At 35.7% G+C, this 19,822-nt stretch carries 19 protein-coding genes; 11 read left to right on the forward strand and 8 right to left on the reverse strand.

Translation table 11 applies throughout. The annotated features are described in order from the left end of the window. Positions 1-77: 77 nt before the first annotated feature. Positions 78-1,358, forward strand: coding sequence for a M48 family metallopeptidase (locus KDN24_RS08220; RefSeq protein ID WP_409974384.1), 1,281 nt, complete (start codon positions 78-80; stop codon positions 1,356-1,358). Between the two features lie 178 nt (positions 1,359-1,536). Here the strand turns inward: KDN24_RS08220 and KDN24_RS08225 are convergent, their stop codons facing one another. Then, positions 1,537-1,773, reverse strand: a complete 237-nt coding sequence (locus tag KDN24_RS08225; RefSeq protein WP_491348373.1) for an IDEAL domain-containing protein — start codon at positions 1,771-1,773, stop codon at positions 1,537-1,539. Positions 1,774-1,965: 192 nt separating this feature from the next. On the opposite strand from KDN24_RS08225, the gene KDN24_RS08230 reads away from it, so the two are divergent. Then, on the forward strand, positions 1,966-2,541 hold the full coding sequence (locus KDN24_RS08230) for a competence protein ComK (RefSeq protein ID WP_409974386.1): 576 nt from the start codon (positions 1,966-1,968) through the stop codon (positions 2,539-2,541). Positions 2,542-2,667: 126 nt separating this feature from the next. Here the strand turns inward: KDN24_RS08230 and KDN24_RS08235 are convergent, their stop codons facing one another. Continuing rightward, a complete protein-coding gene (locus tag KDN24_RS08235) occupies positions 2,668-3,081 on the reverse strand; it encodes a YhjD family protein (protein WP_409974387.1) in 414 nt (137 codons plus the stop codon). A 263-nt stretch (positions 3,082-3,344) separates the two neighbouring features. Between KDN24_RS08235 and KDN24_RS08240 the strand changes: the two genes are divergently transcribed. From KDN24_RS08240 to addA, 6 genes are all read left to right on the forward strand, one after another. Next, complete coding sequence (locus KDN24_RS08240) at positions 3,345-5,336, forward strand: S9 family peptidase (protein WP_409974388.1); 1,992 nt, start codon at positions 3,345-3,347, stop codon at positions 5,334-5,336. Between the two features lie 166 nt (positions 5,337-5,502). Next, positions 5,503-6,441 (forward strand): LCP family protein, encoded by a 939-nt coding sequence (locus tag KDN24_RS08245; RefSeq protein ID WP_409974389.1) that lies wholly within the window; start codon positions 5,503-5,505, stop codon positions 6,439-6,441. A gap of 152 nt (positions 6,442-6,593) precedes the next feature. After that, on the forward strand, positions 6,594-7,208 hold the full coding sequence (locus KDN24_RS08250) for a TVP38/TMEM64 family protein (RefSeq protein ID WP_409974390.1): 615 nt from the start codon (positions 6,594-6,596) through the stop codon (positions 7,206-7,208). A gap of 33 nt (positions 7,209-7,241) precedes the next feature. After that, the gene (gene lepB / locus KDN24_RS08255; RefSeq protein WP_409974391.1) at positions 7,242-7,796 is read left to right on the forward strand and encodes a signal peptidase I; all 555 of its coding nucleotides are present in this window, start codon (positions 7,242-7,244) and stop codon (positions 7,794-7,796) included. A gap of 369 nt (positions 7,797-8,165) precedes the next feature. Continuing rightward, positions 8,166-11,663 carry a helicase-exonuclease AddAB subunit AddB gene (gene addB, locus KDN24_RS08260; protein ID WP_491348374.1) on the forward strand — a complete coding sequence of 1,166 codons (3,498 nt, stop codon included), beginning with the start codon at positions 8,166-8,168 and terminating at the stop codon, positions 11,661-11,663. Continuing rightward, the gene (gene addA, locus KDN24_RS08265; protein ID WP_409974392.1) at positions 11,641-15,396 is read left to right on the forward strand and encodes a helicase-exonuclease AddAB subunit AddA; all 3,756 of its coding nucleotides are present in this window, start codon (positions 11,641-11,643) and stop codon (positions 15,394-15,396) included. Before addB ends, addA begins: the two co-directional genes overlap by 23 nt. Before the next feature lie 59 nt (positions 15,397-15,455). Here the strand turns inward: addA and KDN24_RS08270 are convergent, their stop codons facing one another. From KDN24_RS08270 to KDN24_RS08295, 6 genes are all read right to left on the reverse strand, one after another. After that, positions 15,456-15,674, reverse strand: a complete 219-nt coding sequence (locus tag KDN24_RS08270) for a spore germination protein (protein WP_409974393.1) — start codon at positions 15,672-15,674, stop codon at positions 15,456-15,458. A 77-nt stretch (positions 15,675-15,751) separates the two neighbouring features. After that, entirely contained in the window at positions 15,752-16,123 is a 372-nt protein-coding gene (locus KDN24_RS08275; RefSeq protein ID WP_409974394.1) for a spore germination protein GerPE, read from the reverse strand. 1 nt (position 16,124) lies between these two features. Continuing rightward, entirely contained in the window at positions 16,125-16,301 is a 177-nt protein-coding gene (locus KDN24_RS08280; protein ID WP_409974395.1) for a spore germination protein GerPD, read from the reverse strand. Next, positions 16,298-16,915 carry a spore germination protein GerPC gene (gene gerPC, locus KDN24_RS08285; RefSeq protein ID WP_409974396.1) on the reverse strand — a complete coding sequence of 206 codons (618 nt, stop codon included), beginning with the start codon at positions 16,913-16,915 and terminating at the stop codon, positions 16,298-16,300. Before gerPC ends, KDN24_RS08280 begins: the two co-directional genes overlap by 4 nt. A gap of 48 nt (positions 16,916-16,963) precedes the next feature. Continuing rightward, on the reverse strand, positions 16,964-17,176 hold the full coding sequence (locus KDN24_RS08290) for a spore germination protein GerPB (RefSeq protein WP_409974397.1): 213 nt from the start codon (positions 17,174-17,176) through the stop codon (positions 16,964-16,966). Between the two features lie 225 nt (positions 17,177-17,401). Continuing rightward, positions 17,402-17,623 (reverse strand): spore germination protein, encoded by a 222-nt coding sequence (locus KDN24_RS08295; RefSeq protein WP_409974398.1) that lies wholly within the window; start codon positions 17,621-17,623, stop codon positions 17,402-17,404. A 180-nt stretch (positions 17,624-17,803) separates the two neighbouring features. Between KDN24_RS08295 and KDN24_RS08300 the strand changes: the two genes are divergently transcribed. The 3 genes from KDN24_RS08300 to KDN24_RS08310 all read left to right on the forward strand — a co-directional run bounded on the left by KDN24_RS08300 (position 17,804) and on the right by KDN24_RS08310 (position 19,752). Continuing rightward, positions 17,804-18,304 carry a DNA topology modulation protein gene (locus tag KDN24_RS08300; protein ID WP_409974399.1) on the forward strand — a complete coding sequence of 167 codons (501 nt, stop codon included), beginning with the start codon at positions 17,804-17,806 and terminating at the stop codon, positions 18,302-18,304. A 94-nt stretch (positions 18,305-18,398) separates the two neighbouring features. Further along, the gene (locus tag KDN24_RS08305) at positions 18,399-19,301 is read left to right on the forward strand and encodes a fumarylacetoacetate hydrolase family protein (RefSeq protein ID WP_409974400.1); all 903 of its coding nucleotides are present in this window, start codon (positions 18,399-18,401) and stop codon (positions 19,299-19,301) included. A gap of 94 nt (positions 19,302-19,395) precedes the next feature. Continuing rightward, positions 19,396-19,752: a YisL family protein gene (locus tag KDN24_RS08310; RefSeq protein WP_409974401.1), complete on the forward strand. Its 357-nt coding sequence runs from the start codon at positions 19,396-19,398 to the stop codon at positions 19,750-19,752. The last annotated feature ends 70 nt before the right edge of the window (positions 19,753-19,822 follow it).

The following is a 19,822-nucleotide window of genomic DNA, read 5'->3' on the forward strand; positions in this document are numbered from 1 at the left end:
CGATAAGAAATTGTTCTAAATATAGATTTTTAAACTAAACTAACTATTGAAGGGTTGTACGAAAGGGGGAGAGATAAATGGCTAGAAAGATAGGCTTTTACGGAGTGATTGCCTATTGTTTATATGGGTTATTTTTTTATTGGTATTTATTTTATTTTGCTGATACGAGCTTATCATTCGAGTTTGAGGGAACAAGTGCTGATCCCGTGACATTCCTAAATGCTAGAGAGTTAATGCTTAGCGAGGAATATTCGAAGATTAGAAATTTATTGTTTTTCTTATCCACTCCATTTGAATGGTTATTTTATCTTTTTATATTGTTGCTTGGTCTTTCAAACACTATAAAAAAATGGGCTGCTCAATCATCGAAATATAAGTTTTTACAAACAGCTATTTATTTTATTTGGCTTTCCGTTTTTGCTTTTATTGCGACATTTCCACTGAGTTATATTAGCTATTCATTTTCAAAAGCATATAATATTTCGACCCAGTCCTTTACGAGCTGGATGAAGGATGAAGTAATCGATTTTTGGGTTAATTATGGCACAATGTTAATGATCATTACAGTCCTTTATTGGCTTATTCAAAAAAGTCAAAAGCGCTGGTGGCTTTATGCATGGTTCTTATCGATCCCTTTTACTTTATTTATGATGTTTTTACAGCCGGTTGTGATCGACCCATTGTATAATGATTTTTATCCTTTGAAGAATAAAGAGCTTGAAGCCCAGATTTTAGATCTGGCTAATAAAGCCAACATTCCTGCCGAGCATGTGTACGAAGTAAATATGTCGGAAAAAACTAATGCATTGAACGCCTATGTAAATGGAATTGGATCAAACTCGAGAATTGTTCTTTGGGATACAACCTTAAATCGACTATCAGAAGAACAGATTTTATTTATAATGGCCCATGAAATGGGACATTACGTCGAAAAACATATTTATTTTGGCATTGCTGGTTATTTACTGCTTTCCCTTGTTGGTCTTTATTTGACAGCTCGAATAATGAAATTTGTTATTCATAGGTGGGGAGAGGTTTTTAAGATTCGAGCTATTCAAGATATCCGTTCGCTGCCGTTATTTTTGCTTATTATTTCTATGCTCTTATTTATTTCCAGTCCATTGTCTAATTTTGTTTCTCGCTATCAAGAATCACGGGCTGATAAATATGCCATTGAGTTGACAAGCGATGTAGGTGCTGGAATTCAAACATTTCAGGAGCTTACTCGAGCGGGTTTAAGTCAAGTGAATCCTCCTATCCTCGTGAAAATATTTCGTTATGGACATCCAACAATGCTTGAACGCATTTCGAGACTTGAGGAATATGAAGTGAAGAATCGTTCTAAGTATAGTGAGTAGGAGGCTCTTTTTCACCAAAATAATTTTTTAATAGCTTTTGTTAAACACGGCTGTTGATTTCCGCTCCAATCAACAGTGCATAAATCAACATAGTCTTTTAACAGAGCCCTTTTAATAAATTTATTTTTTAATACTTACTAAGAGAGCGGGAGAACGTTTTGAACGTCCTCCCGCTCTTCTATGTGCCGTAACGCCTCGTTAATTCCTTGTATTGTTTGGATAAATCCATAAATACTTGTTTATTTCCTTCATCAATAGCCGCATCGATCTTTTTTATTAATTGTTCTTTTTCTATATTCATTAAAATTTCAGAGAGCAGTATATCAATATAAAGCTCTAATACATATGCTTCTTTGCGTCGCTTTTTTTTCATAGCACTTTTTTTCATTAGCTCCGTGTATGATTTTTCATTCACGAAAATCACCCCAATGCTTTTTATTATTATATGGGGTTTTAATCAATTATTAACTAAATTTTTAAAATTTTCAGCCCATTTACAAAAGAAACTGAATTATGAACAAATTATTAACTTTTTGAAAAGAATGAAATGTTTTGACAAATTTTTGGTATGATGAGGTGGCAGATTAGTTGTAAGGGAGATGAGATGATGAGTAATACCATAAAGACTCCACTGATCGAGGAGTATGAAATTAACCCGAATACAATGATTATTATGCCTATTCAATATGGGAGCAAGATTTATTCACAAGTTTGGGAGCTTGAGGATATTATTGTTTCTCCATTCAAACCTATTGACATTATTAAAACTAGCTGTAAATTCTTTGGATCTAGCTATGAAGGTCGAAAAGAAGGCACCACCCAGCTAACAGGTATTACCCACAAAGCACCAATTACAGTCGACCCCACAAACTTCATTTACTTTTTTCCAACAACTTCAGCGAGTAACTCTAAATGCATTTGGATTTCACTTGAGCATATTCAATATCATAAGCGAGCGGATGCAAAAAATACACAGGTTGTTTTTAAAAACAATCAGCATCTTTCAATACCGATTTCTTCTAATTCCTTTAATAATCAATTATTAAGAACGGCATTGCTGAAGAATACTTTAATTAGCAGAATTGAGGAATCAGAAAGAAAAGCCTTATATTTTATTAATGGCAGGAGAAACTTTAACCATATAGAAAGAATAACCTCCTATGCTAAGAAAGGTATTGATTAGGTCGAGCTATTTGTGCTCATGCGTCCTGTATTTTCCTCCTGATTAAAACATTCTGTCATAAGGGCTGTTGCTCCCACATTTAAATTATTGTTTCCTCAACTTCTTGAAGTGGGGGTTTACAGCTTGCTAATCTGCAATAAACTCATGATTTTGTTTGTTCGCACATATCTTTTGCTGCTGTAAAAGCTGCCTTTTACATAAATAGAACTCCATTAACTCTTGTACTCTGTTACGGAGGCGGGGATTAAAGTAGTTATGCTGTTCCTCATATCCCTTATAAAAAAATAAAAACATCGTAAACGCCTCATCAGTTCTTAGCTGCTGTACTTTCAGCTTATTTTTATTCATGTAGCGTTTTACGTCTGTAAGCTCTATTTGAATCATTTTTATTGTTTCATCAATTAAATTTAAATAGGGCTGTTTAAGTTTAAAAGGACTTTTGCTAATGACAATAAGATCCCGATTCAAAACCGTTATGACCATTGGTAAATAAATGGCCTGTTCAATAATGTTCCGATCCTTCTCAGGAATTTTCGTCAAAACCCTCCATCTCCTCTCAAATTAAAGACATTTTTCATTGCAAACTAAGAGATATAGCTATTAATAATCTATAAACGTTTTTTACATAGAAACAGAACATCTGTTCTTATTTTATCTTGGCATTATCTCTTTTGCAAGCCAATTATATTAGGAAAAATTTAACTGTGTGATTTTTTATAAAAATATTTTTGTGATAAGAAAGGGAATTTATTTCTAGTGTCGAAATAAATTGGGAGAGTCAATTTAGTAAAGGGTGAATGAAGATGACGAAAAAAAGAGTAATACAAGCGGAAGATCTTTATCAATTAAAATCAGTAACAGATCCACAGCTTGCTGCAAATGGTGTAGACTGCATATACGTTGAGACGACAATGCTTGAAAAGGAAAATAAATATGCAGCTAATTTGTACTACATAAACATTGAAGAAAAAACAAAGCCTGTTCAATGGACGTTTGGTGAATATCGCAATATGACGCCACGTTGGTCACCGGATGGAGAAAAATTGGCATTTGTCTCTAATAGAAGTGGAAAAAACCAAATTTATGTGTTGAATAAAGGTGGAGGAGAGGCTCGACAATTGACGGAGTGTCTAAATGGAGCGTCAAATCCGGTCTGGTCACCTGATGGAACAATGATTGCCTTTAATACGGCTTTAAAGAAAAATGAAGCCTTAACAGAGGCAGAAAAAAGCACGGAGGAAAAAGAAAAGAGTTTAGAACCGCTTGAAGTGGATAAGATGACGTATAAATCTGATGCCTCTGGATTTTGGGATGGAAAGTATAATCAAATAGCAACCGTTCATCTTGATACGGAAGAAGTGGAATTACTAGTATCAGGGGAGCATGATTTTCAGCTGCAGAGCTGGTCTCCTAATGGAAAAACGATTGCTCTTACAGCTAAATTATGTGAGGACAAAGATTTTTCTTTTATAAATGATGTCTACCTATTTCATTTAGAAACGAAAGAATTAGAAAATATTACAAATGAAATTGGGAACTTTGGAAATGTAACATGGTCTCATGACGGACATTATCTAGGTATGTTTGGACATGAAAGAGAATATGAAAATGCAACCATTACGAAACTTTGGGTTTATCATATTTTTGAGAAACAGCTTACGTGTATGACGGCTGATTCCGATCTCCTTGTTGGCGACTATGCAATCGGAGATTTTCAGCAAGGTACAGTTACACCAGGTGTTTTGTGGGGGGAAGATAACCGTAGCTTTTATTTCTTAGCAACTGATAATGGAAATACAGTTGTTTATTACGGCTCCATAGATGGTGAAATGTATCCCGCTTTATTGGATAATCAGCATGTGTACGGATTTTCTACTGGTGGAAAATTAGATCGGGGAGTTGCTGCCATTAGTACACCAACAAATCCAGGAGATTTATTTTTGCTCGCAGTGCCAACAGGTGAATTAGTTCAGTTAACAAATATAAATGAGCAATTTTTCAATGAAACAGCTGTTGCAAGGGCGGAGCCATTTCAATTCAAATCATCGGATGAATGGGATTTACATGGCTGGATTATGAAGCCAGTAAATGTTCAAGAAGGTGAAAAATATCCGTTAATTATCGAAATTCACGGTGGTCCACATATGATGTATGCAAATTCTTATTTCCATGAATTTCAATGCCTTGCGGCACAGGGATTCGGTGTGTTATTTATAAACCCTCGTGGTAGTCACGGCTATGGTCAAGATTTTGTCGATGCCGTTAGAGGTGATTATGGAGGGAAAGATTACGAAGATATCATGCAGGCAGTCGATTATGCATTGGCGAATTATGATTTTATCGATGAAAATCGTTTAGGTGTAACAGGTGGGAGCTATGGTGGGTTCATGACGAATTGGATTGTTGGTCATACGAACCGTTTTAAAGCAGCAGTAACTCAGCGTTCCATCTCGAATTGGATTAGCTTTTATGGTGTAAGTGATATTGGCTATTTTTTCACCGAATGGCAAATTAAAAGTAAGCTTAATAATATGGAAACACTTTGGAAGCACTCACCACTTGCTTATGTAGAAAATGTGGAAACACCACTTCTCATACTTCATAGTGAAAAAGATTACCGCTGTCCGATCGAGCAAGCAGAACAATTATTTATTGCCTTAAAACATAATAAGAAAACAACAAAGTTTATTCGTTTTCCTGAATCAAATCATGAACTTTCTAGAAGTGGAAAGCCAAACTTAAGAATCAGCCGCCTCCATTATATTAAGGACTGGTTTACTAATTATTTACAATAAAATATAATATTTAATAAGAACAAGAAACCGTGAGTCTAATAGACTTACGGTTTTTTAATAGAAATACAGAAAATACCATATAAATAAAAGAAACTTTTTCATTCAATAAGTAGTCATATATAGTTGAAGGTTTTGAACAGAGTATGTAAAGAAAGGAATCTTAAATATGAGATCTGGACGATATCAAAATAAAAAGAAACCGAAGAAGGGAATATTGAAAAAGTTTGTTTTAGTCCTTTTTCTTTTGTTTTTAGCGGTAATTGGATATTCTTATTTTCAATTTAAACAAGGAGTTATGAAATCTGAAAAGAAAGCTAGTAATGTTGCACAAGAGGAATATGAGTTTAACGGTGATAAAGATCAATTTGGCGGAACAAATATTCTATTAATCGGTAATGATTCACATGGGAAGAAAGCAAGGTCAGATACAATGATGATCGCACAATATCACCCTAAAAAAGGCACTTACAAATTAATGTCGCTCATGCGAGACACGTATGTTGATATACCTGGTCATGGAAAAAATAAACTAAATGCCGCATTTGCTTATGGTGGACCAGAATTACTAAGACAAACAATTAAAGAAAATTTCGATATTGATCTGCAATACTATTCGATTGTTGATTTTGATGGCTTTGTTAATTTAATAGATGAAGCATTTCCAAAAGGAATAGAAATTGACGTTGAAAAGGAAATGTCTGCTTATATTGGTGTGAAACTAGAACCTGGACTGCAAAGACTTGATGGGAAGCATTTACTTGGATATGTCCGTTTTCGACATGATGCCGTCGGAGATTTTGGAAGAGTTGAACGTCAGCAAAAGACGATGAAGGAAATTGCAAAACAATTTACGAATTTTGGAACGGTAGCGAAACTGCCTAAATTAATGGGCGTCATGACACCTTTTGTTAATACAAATATGGACACTACGGATATACTGTATATAGGCAAAGATTTTATTTCTAAAAAAAATCGTCAAATTGAAACATTGAGAATACCAGTAGATGGAACGTATCGTAATGAGAGAGTTAATGGGAGTGGTGCGGTCTTAGCCATTGACTTTGAAAAAAATAAACAAGCAATTCACGAATTTCTTGCTAAATAAATTATTTTTATCCAAAATAGGTGTACAATAAAGAAAAGCGCAAGCGCCTTGGTCAGCGACGTATAAACTGGACTGACCATTTCAAAGATATAGATTAATTCGGGTTTTATAAAGAAGAGCCTATTCGTCTGTGATGTACGAGGAGATTTTAAATGGATTACGAATTTTTTAAAGATTGGTTTACACTTGAGCATATTATGGAATTAATTGAAAAATATCGTTCCTTTGGACCAATACCAGGAATTTTGTTGCCGTTGATTGAGGCCTTTTTGCCTTTTCTGCCACTCTTTCTATTTGTAATGGCAAATGCAAATGCGTTCGGTCTATGGCTAGGCTTTTTGTTTTCTTGGATAGGATCAACGATCGGAGCATTGTTAGTTTTTTTATTAATTCGTAAATATGGACAAAAGAAAATTTTAGGTAAAATAAAAAATAACTTACAAGTTCAAAAACTAATGGTATGGGTAGAAAAACATGGTTTTGGCCCATTATTTATTCTCCTATGTTTTCCGTTCACACCTTCAGCAGTTGTTAATATTGTTGCAGGATTGTCAAAAATTAGCATTGCTCAATATATACTTGCTGTATTAACAGGAAAAGCGGTTATGATTTTTACGATGAGCTTTGTAGGATATGATATTAAAGCACTTATCACACAGCCAGTTCGAACAGCGATTGTTGGCCTTATTATCTTCATCCTATGGTATGTAGGGAAGAGAATTGAAATAAAAATGAATATGAGTGTGGAAAAAGATAGAAACAATTAAGTAAAAATAGTAAATGTAAACGGAGGAGTGACAATGAAGGAAGCATTGAAAAAAGAAGGATTTGAATGGATAAAGGCATTTGTTATCGGTTTGATTATTTTTATTTTCATCCGCACTTTTTTCTTTTCGAACTATGTTGTTCAAGGAGAATCAATGGAACCAACTCTTGTAGATGGAAATAAACTTATCGTAAATAAATTGAGCTATCAAGTCGGAGAGCTACACCGATTCGATGTCATCGTTTTTCATCACAATAAAAAAGAAGACTTTGTAAAGAGAATCATTGGTCTTCCAGGGGACAAAATAGAATATCGTAATGATGAGCTCTATATTAACGGCGAAAAGGTTGATGAGCCCTATCTTGAAAAATATAAAAAAGAAGCATTAGGCATGCAAATTACTGAAGACTTCACGTTAGAAGAGATAACTGGGATGAAAACAGTTCCAGAAGGTAAACTCTTCGTTCTAGGTGATAATCGTCTCAAAAGCTGGGATGGTAGGAGATTCGGCTTTATTTCAGCCGATCAAGTAGTTGGAAAGGTCAATTTACGGTATTGGCCACTCAATGATATGGATATATCCTTCTAATTGAAACAGCTGTTGGCAAAATGGATAAAAATGAATGAAGAAAGCTAGGAGAAAAAGCATGACGAGTTGTCATGCTTTTTCAATTTTACTTTAATGATTGTCTGTATTAAAGCTAAATATTGATTTTTGAGCCTGTTGATTGGAGCGGAAGGTGCGAGACTCCTGCGGGAGGAAGGGACAAGGGAGACCCCGCAGGTGCGATAGTGCCGAGGAGGCTCCCGGACCGCCCGCGGAAAGCGAGCAGCCTGGAGCGGAAATCAACAGCCATGTTTAACAGAGCTAATGATTAAATAAAAAACGAGAAAGAAAATCTATGATAAAATAACGAATAGGAGAGATTAACGTTTGTTGTAAAGGAAGTGAATATATATGTCTGTAAGTTTATTAATTGGCCGTTCTGGGAGTGGGAAAACCGTTCATTGCCTAAATGAAATACAAAATGAGCTTAAGCACAGACCAGACGGCAGTCCTATTATTTATTTAGTACCTGAACAAATGACTTTTCTATCAGAATATAAATTAATTACAACACCTGGTCTCGGCGGAATGGTACGTAGCCAGGTTTATTCTTTTACACGCCTTGCCTGGAGAATATTGCAGGAAACAGGGGGAATTAGCCGTTATCACTTAAATGGCGTTGGAATTAGTATGCTTATCCGTAAAATTATTGAAGATAAAAAAGATGAATTGAAATTATTTCAACGTGCTGCAGATAAGCACGGATTTATTCAACAAATTGAACAAATTATTACAGAGTTTAAGCGCTATTGTGTGACCCCTTCCGAATTAAATGATAAACAAACACATGTCGGTGCTGAGAACAAGGCACTACAGGATAAGCTTCATGATCTCGAACTAATCTATCAAAATTTCGAACAATTATTAAGTAATAAATATGTAGATTCTGAAGATTATTTCCGATTGTTTGCAGAAAAAGCTCATAAATCTCAATATTTAAAAGAAGCGGAAGTATATATTGATGGGTTTTATAATTTTACTCCGCAGGAATATGTCATTGTTGAACAACTCATGAAGCTTTGCAAAAAAATTACAATTACCTTCACTTTAGATATGCCTTTTAAAAATAGTCCACCTGATGAGCTGCATTTGTTTAGAATTTCAGGAGAGCATTATCAAACAATTTATGAAATGGCTAAACATAATGGAATTGAAATAGAAGAGAAAGTATTTAAAGTACAGAAAAGATGGCAGCACCCCTCATTAAAACATCTTGAGGCGAATTTTGATACTCGCCCAGCTAAATGTTTTAAAGGAGACACAGCTATTCATATCGGACAAGCGTCCAATCGGAGAGCGGAGATTGAAGGGATAGCACGAAAAATCAAACAACTCATCCGAAAAGAAGAGCTTCGTTATCGCGATATTGCGATCTTAGCAAGAAATGGTCAAGAATATAAAGACATGATTGAGACTGTGTTCCGAGATTATCAAATTCCTTATTTTATTGATCAAAAAAGAACGATGCTAAATCATCCACTTCTTGAATTCATTCGCTCAAGCCTAGAGATTATTAGTGGAAACTGGCGTTATGAACCGATTTTTAGAGCAGTGAAAACGGAATTATTATTTCCGACTACAATGGACGCTAGCCGTTTGCGTGAACAGATGGATAAGCTTGAAAATTATTGCCTTGCTTACGGAATTCAAGGAGATAGATGGACACAGAAGAAAAAATGGACATATAGAAGAATTAGAGGATTAGAGTTTGCCACCGTCGCGCAAACAGATGCAGAAAAAGAGACTGAGCAAGAAATAAACGCGTTAAGAGAAATGATTACAGAGCCACTCTTAACTTTATCTACGCGTTTAAAAAAAGCTGTTAACGGCAAAATGCTTTGTGAAGCAATCTATTTATTTTTAGAAGAATTAGATATTCCAACAAAGCTTGAGGCGTGGAGTTTAGCAGCTGAAGATAGAGGCGAACTAGTGAATGCTAGAGAACATAGTCAGGCTTGGAATGGGGTAATCGACCTGCTTGATCAATATGTTGAAATGCTTGGTGATGAAGAAGCTTCGATTAAAAAATTTGCCTCTATTCTTGATGCTGGGATGGAATCATTGCGCTTTACACTCGTTCCACCAGCCATTGATCAAATTATGGTAGCGGACTTAGGGCTGTCACGTCTGTCAAATATAAAAGCAGCCTTTATTATCGGACTTAACGAAGGCGTATTTCCTGCTAAATTTTCTGAGGAAGGTGTTTTAGCTGATGAAGACCGGGAACGTCTTCTTTCAAAAGGGTTGAAAATTGCACCAAGCAGCAAAACAAGACTGCTTGATGAAGAGTTCTTGGCCTATAATACCTTTGTTACTCCGTCTAAATGGCTTTATATTAGTTATCCGCTTGCAAATGAAGAAGGCAAGGCATTATTGCCATCAGTCTATGTAAAAAGAATAACTGATTTATTTCCAGACTGTATACAGTATGATTACATTGCTGATCCTGCTGAATTAAGTGAACATGAACAGCTGGAATATGTTGAACATGTAAATACAAGTCTTTCTTATTTAACCTCTCAATTGCAGTTGAAAAAAAGACATTATCCTATATTTGATTTTTGGTGGGATGTTTATCATTATTATGTAGGAAATGAAACTTTACGTAGTTCAGCCCTTAAAGTATTTTCTAGTCTTAATTATGAGAATCGAACGAAGCAGCTCGGAGAAAAAATAAGCAAGGATTTATATGGAGATGAGATTCAAGCAAGTGTTTCACGGATGGAATTATTTCATAGCTGCCCGTTTTCGCATTATGCTCAGCATGGGCTTAAGTTAAGAGAAAGACAAATTTTCCGTTTGGAAGCCCCCGATATCGGTGAATTATTTCATGCAGCTTTAAAATACATTGCTGAAACAGTTAAGAAGGATAAGCTTTCATGGACAGAACTATCACGTAATCAATGTGAAATTCTTGCTCAAGAAGCGGTTGAAATGCTTGCACCGAAATTACAGAACGAAATTTTATTAAGCTCAAATCGTCATTATTATATAAAAAGGAAATTAGAACAAATTATTAGTCGTGCTTCTTTTATTTTAAGTGAACACGCAAAATCAAGTGGTTTTTCTCCAGTTGGACTTGAACTCGGATTCGGACCGAAAGCCGAGTTGCCAACACTAGAATTCCCACTAAAAAATGGTTCGAAAATGGAGCTTGTGGGTCGAATAGATCGTGTTGATAAGGCGGTAGAAGGAAACGAGACTTATTTACGGATAATAGACTATAAATCAAGTGCAAAAGACTTAAATATGAATGAAGTCTATTATGGACTGGCTTTGCAAATGATTACCTATTTGGACATTATCATTGCCCACTCTAAAGCTTTAATTGGGACAAAAGCTAATCCAGCTGGGGTTCTCTATTTCCATGTTCATAACCCAATGATTAATACATCGAAAATTCTTACACTTGAGGAGATAGAAGAAGAGATTTTCAAAAGGTTCAAAATGAACGGTTTATTGCTCGGAGATGAGAATGTTATTAGATTAATGGATCAATCTCTAGAGACTGGTGATTCTGCCATTATATCTGCCGGCTTTAAAAAGGATGGCACGATATCAAAACGTTCGAAAGTGGCAAGCAAGCAAGAATTTGATTATTTGCGACATTTTGTTCGCAACAAATATGAAGAAACAGGCAATCGCATTATTGACGGAGATGTTCATATTTCTCCATACAAAATGAAGGACAAAAGCCCATGTACATTCTGTTCTTTTAAATCTGTTTGTCAATTTGATGAATCACTTGAGTCGAACGAATATAGAATGATTGTTCCAAAACCGAAGGAAGATGTTCTTGAGTTCATTAGAAAGGAGGTAGAGAAGAATGAAGTTGACTATACCGTCTAAGCCAGTTGATGTAACTTGGACTGATGAACAGTGGGAGGCCATAACGGCAAAAGGTCAGGACATTCTTGTCGCTGCAGCAGCAGGCTCCGGAAAAACAGCAGTTCTTGTTGAACGGATGATAAAAAAAATCATTTCTGAAGAAGAACCAATCAATGTTGACGAACTATTAGTTGTTACTTTTACGAATGCATCGGCTGCAGAAATGCGTCATCGGATAGGTGAAGCACTTGAAAAAGCAATAAGTAAAAACCCGAAATCTACTCATTTACGAAAACAGTTGACCCTATTAAATAAAGCTGCCATTTCTACTCTACATTCTTTCTGTTTAGAGATTATTCGCAAGTATTACTATATGATTGACATTGATCCGGGTTTTCGGATTGCAGATGAAACAGAGGCACAATTAATAAGAGATGAAGTGCTTGAGGAGCTTTTTGAAGAGGAGTATGGCAAGGAAGGCAATGATTCATTCTTTTCGCTAGTTGATACATTTACAAACGACAGAAGTGACACAGCACTTCAAAATATTATTCGTGATGTATATGATTTTGCTCAAGCAAATTCATCACCAGATCAATACTTAAACTCGATAATCGAAATGTATGAGGTAGATGAAACGGTACGGATTGAACAGCTTTCTTTTACCCGTTCTCTTATGGAAGATATTAAACTTCAGCTTAACGGTGCAAAGCAATTGCTGGAATATGGATTAGCACTAACGAAGCTTCCAAGCGGCCCCGCACCAAGGGCAGAAAATTTCATTGACGATCTGCATATCGTCAGTATGTTAATTGAAGCGAATAATGAATCATGGGAGGCACTTTATAAAGCGATTCAATCATCATCCTTTAATAGGGCAAAAGCATGTAAAGGTGACCAATACGATCAAGCTTTAATTGAAAAAGCAAGTAAACTACGAGATAAGGCGAAAAAAATCATAAAGGATATTCATGAAGAATTATTTTCACGAAAACCGGAAAGCTTTATTCGTGATATGAGGGAAATGAAACCACATATTGCCCAGCTAGTTTACCTTGTAAAAGAATTTTCATATCGTTTTAGTAAAGTAAAAACCGAAAAAGGCCTCGTAGATTTTGCTGATTTGGAGCATTATTGTTTAAACATTCTAGCAGAAGTAGATGAAAATGGGATCATTTCGCCGTCAACGGCAGCTTTAGATTGCAGAAGGCAATTTAATGAGGTACTTGTTGACGAGTATCAAGATGTAAATATGGTTCAAGAAGCGATTTTAAGATTAGTAACAAAAGATATAGAGCATGAAGGGAATCTTTTCATGGTCGGAGATGTGAAGCAGTCCATTTATCGTTTCCGCCTAGCAGAGCCTAATTTATTTTTAGGAAAGTATAATCGATTTACTCGTGAAGATCGTGAGTCAGGTCTTAGAATAGATCTTGCAAGAAACTTTAGAAGCCGCAAAGAAGTACTTCATGGTACGAACTATATTTTTAAGCAAATTATGGGTGTTTCAGTCGGTGAAATTGAATATGATGAGGCGGCTGAGTTAATAAAAGGCGCTCCATATCCAGAAGATCAGGCATATCCAATTGAATTGACTATCATCGACTTGGAAGAGCAGGAAGAAGAGGAGAAACAAGAAGTTGAGAAGGAAGATTATGATGGAGATGATCTAGCCGCTTCTCAACTAGAAGCGAGATATATGGCTGCAAAAATTAAAGAAATCATTGCTGAACGTAAAGAAGTTTATAACCCAAAAAAGAATTCAAGCAGACCAGCCATGTACCGTGATATCGTTATTTTGCTGCGTTCCATGACATGGGCACCTCAAATCATGGAAGAATTCAAGCTGCAAGGAATTCCAGTGTACGCTAATTTATCTACTGGGTATTTTGAAGCAACAGAAGTAGCGATTATGATGTCTTTATTAAAAATTATTGATAATCCATATCAAGATATTCCACTTGCGTCAGTTCTGCGTTCACCTATTGTTGGTTTGACGGAAGCAGAGCTTGCGCAGATTAGAATCGAAAATAAAAAAACTTCTTTTTATGAGGCATTCGTCGAATTTTGTGAAAATAAATGTTCAGCTGAAACGGAAGATTTGTATGGTAAGGTTAGACCTTTTTATGACAAATTAAAGGATTGGCGTATAAGAGCTAGACAAGGAGCTCTTTCTGAGCTCATTTGGTCTCTTTATCGTGAAACAAGCTTCTATGATTTTGTCGGTGGAATGCCAGGAGGAAAACAGAGGCAAGCAAATCTTCGCGCTTTTTATGATCGGGCGCGCCAATATGAAGCAACATCATTTAGAGGACTATTCCGCTTCTTAAGATTTATTGAACGTATGCGTGATCGAGGGGATGATTTAGGTGCTGCTCGTGCCCTAGGAGAGCAAGAAGATGTCGTTCGAATTATGACCATTCATAGCAGCAAAGGCCTGGAGTTTCCATATGTGTTTATAGCAGGACTTGCAAGAAATTTTAATATGATGGATTTAAGAAAATCATATATGCTTGATAAGGAATATGGGTTTGCGACAAAGTATGTAAATGCCGAGAAACGTATTTCCTATCTATCTCTTCCACAAATTGCATTTAAGCGGAAAAAGAAAATGGAAATGCTTGCAGAAGAGATGCGTGTTCTTTATGTAGCCCTAACTAGAGCGAAAGAGAAATTATTTTTATTATCATCTGTGAAAAGTGTAGAAAAAAAATTAACCGAATGGATACAAACAGCAGAAAATTCAAATTGGCTTATTAATGAATTCGAGCGTGTTTCTGCTTATAGCTATCTTGATTGGGTCGGACCTGCTTTAATTAGACATAAGGACTGCGAATCTCTACTTTTAGATGGAGAGCAATTAAATCCACTCATCCCAGCAGAAATAATTGAACATCCATCCTGTTGGCAAATTCATATCATCAAGAGTGAAGAAGCAGCTTTGATTGTAAACGAAACAGAAGCGGTTGAAGAGAGAATAATGGAAAAGGTCTCTGCAGGGGAACTCATTCCCGTAGCCTCTAAATTTAAAGAGCAAATTAATGAAACATTATCATGGAACTATTCATATTTGCATGCTGTCAATTCACGCTCTAAACAATCTGTTTCTGAAATAAAGCGGCAAAAGGAAATATTTTCTAATGAGGACAGTGGCAGCGATATTATCGGTAAATTTAAAAAGCCCCTTTTAAATCGTCCTCGATTTATGCAGGCGAAATTGCTTTCTCCTGCTGAAAGAGGAACAGCAATGCATATGATTATGCAGCATTTAGATTTTGCCCAAGAACCAACAGAGGCTTCAATCAGTTTGTTGATGGATGAAATGGTAGAAAAAGAGCTGCTGACTGTAGAGCAAAGCTCAAGCATTGATCCCTCCCTTATTATGAGATTTTTTGATACTGAGCTAGGACAAAGAATGCTGCAGGCGGAAATTAAACGTGAAATCCCATTTAGCTTGTCTATTCCAGCAAGTGAGATCTACCGGGATTGGCAAGGAGTCGAAGAGGCAGTTCTCATTCAAGGGATCATTGACTGTGTTTTTGAGGATGATTATGGGATGGTACTAGTAGATTATAAAACGGATGGCATTACAGATCGTTATAAAGGTGGATTTGAAGAAGCGAAGACAGTGCTTGAAGAAAGGTATCGGATTCAAATTGACATGTATGCGAGAGCTTTAGAGCAAATTTTAAAGCGAGAGGTGACTGAAAGGTATTTATTTTTCTTTGATGGGGGACATACAATCAAGCTTTAAACATGAAGAAGTGGCAGTTCACGGAAGTGAATTTGCCACTTTTGTTTATATAATCTTTTCTAATTATTCCCAATGATTGGCTGGTCAAGGAGATTTGTATCAATTACATTACTTGCACTAAGTCCATTTAACGTGATGATAAGGCCCCCAGTATTGAGAGCACCTTGACCGGAATTCGTTTTTGAACTGCTCTTTGGAGAGATATAAAGAGCATCTCCAAATTGAACAACTCCTCCACCTACAGTAATAATTTGTACTGGACCTACAATAGCTGGCATAGCAGAACATCCTTTATCCGAAAAAATATAGTTTGATGCATGGATGACCTTGAGATAATGACTCAAATAATCGTTTATTATTCTTTTTTTAAGAGCTGACGAATATGCTTGATTCTTGATTCCATGAAAACATGGTTGCTGCTCCCAATATGGATGATAGAAGCGGCTGAAACCCCGGTTATGTCAATATAATCAACTTTTATGACCGGATGAAGCTGCTCAGTAAACATTGTCAAATCCTCTTCAAATGGATTGAAAAAAATCGGTTTTGAAAAAACAGGAAAACGATCAAAGCTGCCTTCATTGCCAAAAAATATTTCGCTTTCCCGTTGAACTGCTAAAGCACGTGAAAACCCTTGGATATAGTTAGCATCTCCAATTTCAATAACAGAGGAAAATAATAATGTATTTGCCTCCAGCCGATTAACGATTGACGTTCTTTGCAACATTTTATTTCGGTGCTAACGGAACAAATGGTCCGATAATTAAAGATTCTGGTGGTGTATCAAATGCTGAGGCTAGTTGAATTGTTTGTGTATCTCCGACCATTAGCATAGATGAACTGGCAACACCGATTATCCGGATATTTCCAACTGAAAGCTCTCGATTATAAACGTGAAAATTCATGTAGTTTTCATTCCTTTCATATTTTCAGGCAAATGACTAATAAAAGTTTGGACCCCATTTTGAATTTCTTTTATTAATTGCTCGACGATTTTATCACTTAGATTTTCTGCTGTTCCTTCTACACGAGTAAATTCGGATTGTTTAAGATGATGTTCAATTCGGATGGGTAACTGTTTCTTTATATCTTCTTTAATAAATGAGATATAAGATTCATCCAATGTTAGTTCATATTTCTTCTGTACATCAGCAATCACATGAGGTAAGTGCTCCTCTAAATATTGAGACATTTTATCTTCAATTTCAATTGTCCTTTGCATGTGCTGTTGTGGAGAGAAGGGTGTTTTTAAGGTATTATTATGATCTACAGCGAAGTCTTCAATATTTTGCAAATCACTAGGATTTAATCCAATATTCAATGTTCCATCAAGCGTCTCTACCTTAAGTTGATCAAATTTATATTCGATTGTATCAATTTTAATTGGAGGGCGGTTTGCTAACAAAACTACTTCATCTTTTAAACTCGCTATCGACTGTTCTAGGTTGTGAATTCTAAGTTCCAGTGATTCTACAAAAGCATGAAGTTTTTGAAGATAGGAATATATATCGTTTGTCATTTACACCACCCCGTTAAAAATAAGAATCAAAAACTCTTTGCGTTTTTCTTATGAAGTTGATAATGGTACGGATGGAGTTGATAATTGCAATCCAGTTAATTGACCTACTGCAGGTGCAGGCTCTGTAAATCCACCTGTATTGTATAATTGAGATGAACTCTTAATGATTCCCGCGCTTCCAATTTGCAAAACAGACGAATTTGAAATGCCTCCAATTTTGATGAAATTTATTTGAATGGACTGCTGGATATAAAAATTCATAATAATCACCTTTGTTTATGAGAAAATATTAAATTTATCGTAGTTTAAAATATTGAGCAAATAAAAATTTCTTAGTTGGGGATTAAATGCATGTAAATGCCCGACAACGGACACGTTGTATTAGTCAGGCGAACGTTACAGGATGCGGCGTTCTAAGCGTGTTTAGCTTAACTAGCGTTTTCAGTGGGGGATGAGGAATCCCCACTGATTGAGATTCGTTTTTTTTTAGGCGTTTAATACAATGCCTTGATCAAAGCCATCCGAATCATATGTGTTTGTTGAACTTTGTTGATTATAAACTTGTAATCCGTCGCCTGTGTTAAATGAACCTGCTCCAGAAAAGGTTTTTGCACTAGAAATAGGCATAATTTTATAGACATCTCCGATATTAAAAACCCCACTCGTTCCGATTGAAATAACTTGAGTAACCCCAACGATAGCTGGCATTTGCGACACCCTTTGTGAAATGATTAAAAAGATCAATTTTTAAATAGGCGTATTTGTTTTTCTATATCGTATGTACCTATTTGCTGTTTGTGATAAAAAAGCCCAAACTAACAAGGAGAACGATGGAATGATAATTCTCTGGAAAAACGAAATAAAGTAAAGGCGTAGGAGTGAAAAGCAATGAAGAAAATTATTATTATTGGTGCCGGCGGTGCTGGTAAATCAACTCTTGCCCACAAACTAGGACAAATACTGAATATAGAGGTTTTCCATCTTGATGCATTGTTTTGGAAGCCAAATTGGACACCGACACCACAGGAAGAATGGGAATCAATGACGAAACAATTACTCGCAAAGAATTCGTGGATAATTGACGGAAACTTCGGCTCAACGATGGATTTGCGAATTCAAGAGGCAGATACAATTATATTTTTGGATTATTCAACTATCCGTTGCTTGTATGGGGTCATAAAGCGCAGAATTCAATATCATGGAAAAACAAGACCTGATATGGGTGATAAGTGTCCAGAGAAGCTAGATTTCGAATTTATTAAATGGATTGCCAAGTATCGAAAAAAGAAATCACCAAATATAATCGCTAAATTAAATGAACTAGAACATAAAACGGTCTTCCATTTTCGAAATCCTAAGGAAACGAAAAATTTCTTAGAAAAGATATAAACATTACGATGGAAATTATATGTGGAGGATTGCAAAAACTGATATAATTCCAACATATTAGAAATTTATTGCGTTTACAAAGGGGTGTAACAACTTGAAATTTATAACAGCACAATTTGATGGAGAAGTTTTTGTTGGGGTGATAGATGAAACCGAAACAAAGGTTTTGCCACTTCAAAAAGCAGCAGATAAGAGTAAGAGTAGCTACGATTTTCCTATGACAATGCAAGAATGTATCGCAATCGGCCCAGCTTTTGTAGAAGAAGTAAGAGGTTTATTGGCTTGGGCAAAAAATGCTGCTGAAGAGTTATATCTTCCATTGCAATCAGTAAAATTATTAGCTCCAATCCCTCAGCCACACAAAAACATCTTTTGCATTGGCAAAAATTATGCTGACCATGCAATTGAAATGGGAAGTAAAGATGATATTCCTGAGCATATTATGGTTTTTACGAAAGCTCCTACGACCGTGATTGGCAATCATGAAACCGTGTATCATCATCAAGAAATAACAACACAACTAGATTATGAAGGTGAACTCGCGATTATCATTGGGAAAAAGGGAAAGGGAATAAAGAAAGAAGAAGCATTCGAGCATATATTTGGCTATACTATTTTGAACGATATTACAGCACGTGATCTCCAAGCTAAACATAAACAATTTTTTATTGGCAAAAGCCTTGATACTTCATGTCCAATGGGTCCTTGGATCGTTCATAAATCAGCTATTGAAAATCCCAATCATCTTAATATCCAAACAACGATAAACGGAGAAATTAGACAAAATTCTAACACGGAGAAATTTATCTTTTCAATTGAAGAAATGATCTCTGTGCTTTCTCAGGGGATGACATTGGAACCAGGCGATATTATTGCCACAGGAACACCTGCAGGGGTTGGCAAAGGCTTTAAACCACCCCGCTTTTTGCAACCAGGAGATACAATCGAAATTACGGTAGAAAAAATCGGAACATTAAAAAATACGATTGAAAATTAGAGGAAAAGATACTTTCTAACATATACACCATATCTTTAGGTTTTTCTTGTTATCTGTGATATGATAATATCGATTTTACTTGGGGGGGATTGAGATGATTCATACACACATAACGTCGTGGGTATTGGCAATTGTATTATTTTTTGTCGCGTTAGGATTACATAAAAGTGGTAAAGCAAAAGGTGCTAAAGTCGTACAAATGATTGTAAGACTACTCTATTTATTCATAATTGGGACAGGAATTTGGATATTAAGTAGTATTAGTAGCATCAGCACACTTTACGTGATAAAATCTATTGTCGGTATTATCGTAATTGCGATGCTAGAAATGATTCTTGTCAAAACGTCTAAGGGAAAAAATACAGGCATTTACTGGATATTATTTATTATTTCCTTTGTTGTTGTTCTTTATATAGGATTTATGAAACTACCTTTAACTTTCCTTTCATAAAAAACGTCATAAATGTTAACAATTTTGCAAAAAGCTATCGAAAAAGGTAGCTTTTTCTTTTTTTTAATAT

The sequence above is a fragment of the Cytobacillus sp. Bva_UNVM-123 genome (assembly GCF_046351715.2).
Classification (GTDB): Bacteria; Bacillota; Bacilli; order Bacillales; family Cytobacillaceae; genus Cytobacillus.

What these genes read in the sequence shown, in the direction of transcription:
- KDN24_RS08220 (WP_409974384.1), top strand. Translation starts at nt 78, where the DNA reads ATGGCTAGAAAGATAGGCTTTTACGGAGTGATTGCCTATTGTTTATAT.
- KDN24_RS08230 (WP_409974386.1), top strand. Translation starts at nt 1,966, where the DNA reads ATGAGTAATACCATAAAGACTCCACTGATCGAGGAGTATGAAATTAAC.
- KDN24_RS08240 (WP_409974388.1), top strand. Translation starts at nt 3,345, where the DNA reads ATGACGAAAAAAAGAGTAATACAAGCGGAAGATCTTTATCAATTAAAA.
- KDN24_RS08245 (WP_409974389.1), top strand. Translation starts at nt 5,503, where the DNA reads ATGAGATCTGGACGATATCAAAATAAAAAGAAACCGAAGAAGGGAATA.
- KDN24_RS08250 (WP_409974390.1), top strand. Translation starts at nt 6,594, where the DNA reads ATGGATTACGAATTTTTTAAAGATTGGTTTACACTTGAGCATATTATG.
- lepB (WP_409974391.1), top strand. Translation starts at nt 7,242, where the DNA reads ATGAAGGAAGCATTGAAAAAAGAAGGATTTGAATGGATAAAGGCATTT.
- addB (WP_491348374.1), top strand. Translation starts at nt 8,166, where the DNA reads ATGTCTGTAAGTTTATTAATTGGCCGTTCTGGGAGTGGGAAAACCGTT.
- addA (WP_409974392.1), top strand. Translation starts at nt 11,641, where the DNA reads ATGAAGTTGACTATACCGTCTAAGCCAGTTGATGTAACTTGGACTGAT.
- KDN24_RS08270 (WP_409974393.1), bottom strand. Translation starts at nt 15,674, where the DNA reads ATGCCAGCTATTGTAGGTCCAGTACAAATTATTACTGTAGGTGGAGGA.
- KDN24_RS08275 (WP_409974394.1), bottom strand. Translation starts at nt 16,123, where the DNA reads ATGTTGCAAAGAACGTCAATCGTTAATCGGCTGGAGGCAAATACATTA.
- KDN24_RS08280 (WP_409974395.1), bottom strand. Translation starts at nt 16,301, where the DNA reads ATGAATTTTCACGTTTATAATCGAGAGCTTTCAGTTGGAAATATCCGG.
- gerPC (WP_409974396.1), bottom strand. Translation starts at nt 16,915, where the DNA reads ATGACAAACGATATATATTCCTATCTTCAAAAACTTCATGCTTTTGTA.
- KDN24_RS08290 (WP_409974397.1), bottom strand. Translation starts at nt 17,176, where the DNA reads ATGAATTTTTATATCCAGCAGTCCATTCAAATAAATTTCATCAAAATT.
- KDN24_RS08295 (WP_409974398.1), bottom strand. Translation starts at nt 17,623, where the DNA reads ATGCCAGCTATCGTTGGGGTTACTCAAGTTATTTCAATCGGAACGAGT.
- KDN24_RS08300 (WP_409974399.1), top strand. Translation starts at nt 17,804, where the DNA reads ATGAAGAAAATTATTATTATTGGTGCCGGCGGTGCTGGTAAATCAACT.
- KDN24_RS08310 (WP_409974401.1), top strand. Translation starts at nt 19,396, where the DNA reads ATGATTCATACACACATAACGTCGTGGGTATTGGCAATTGTATTATTT.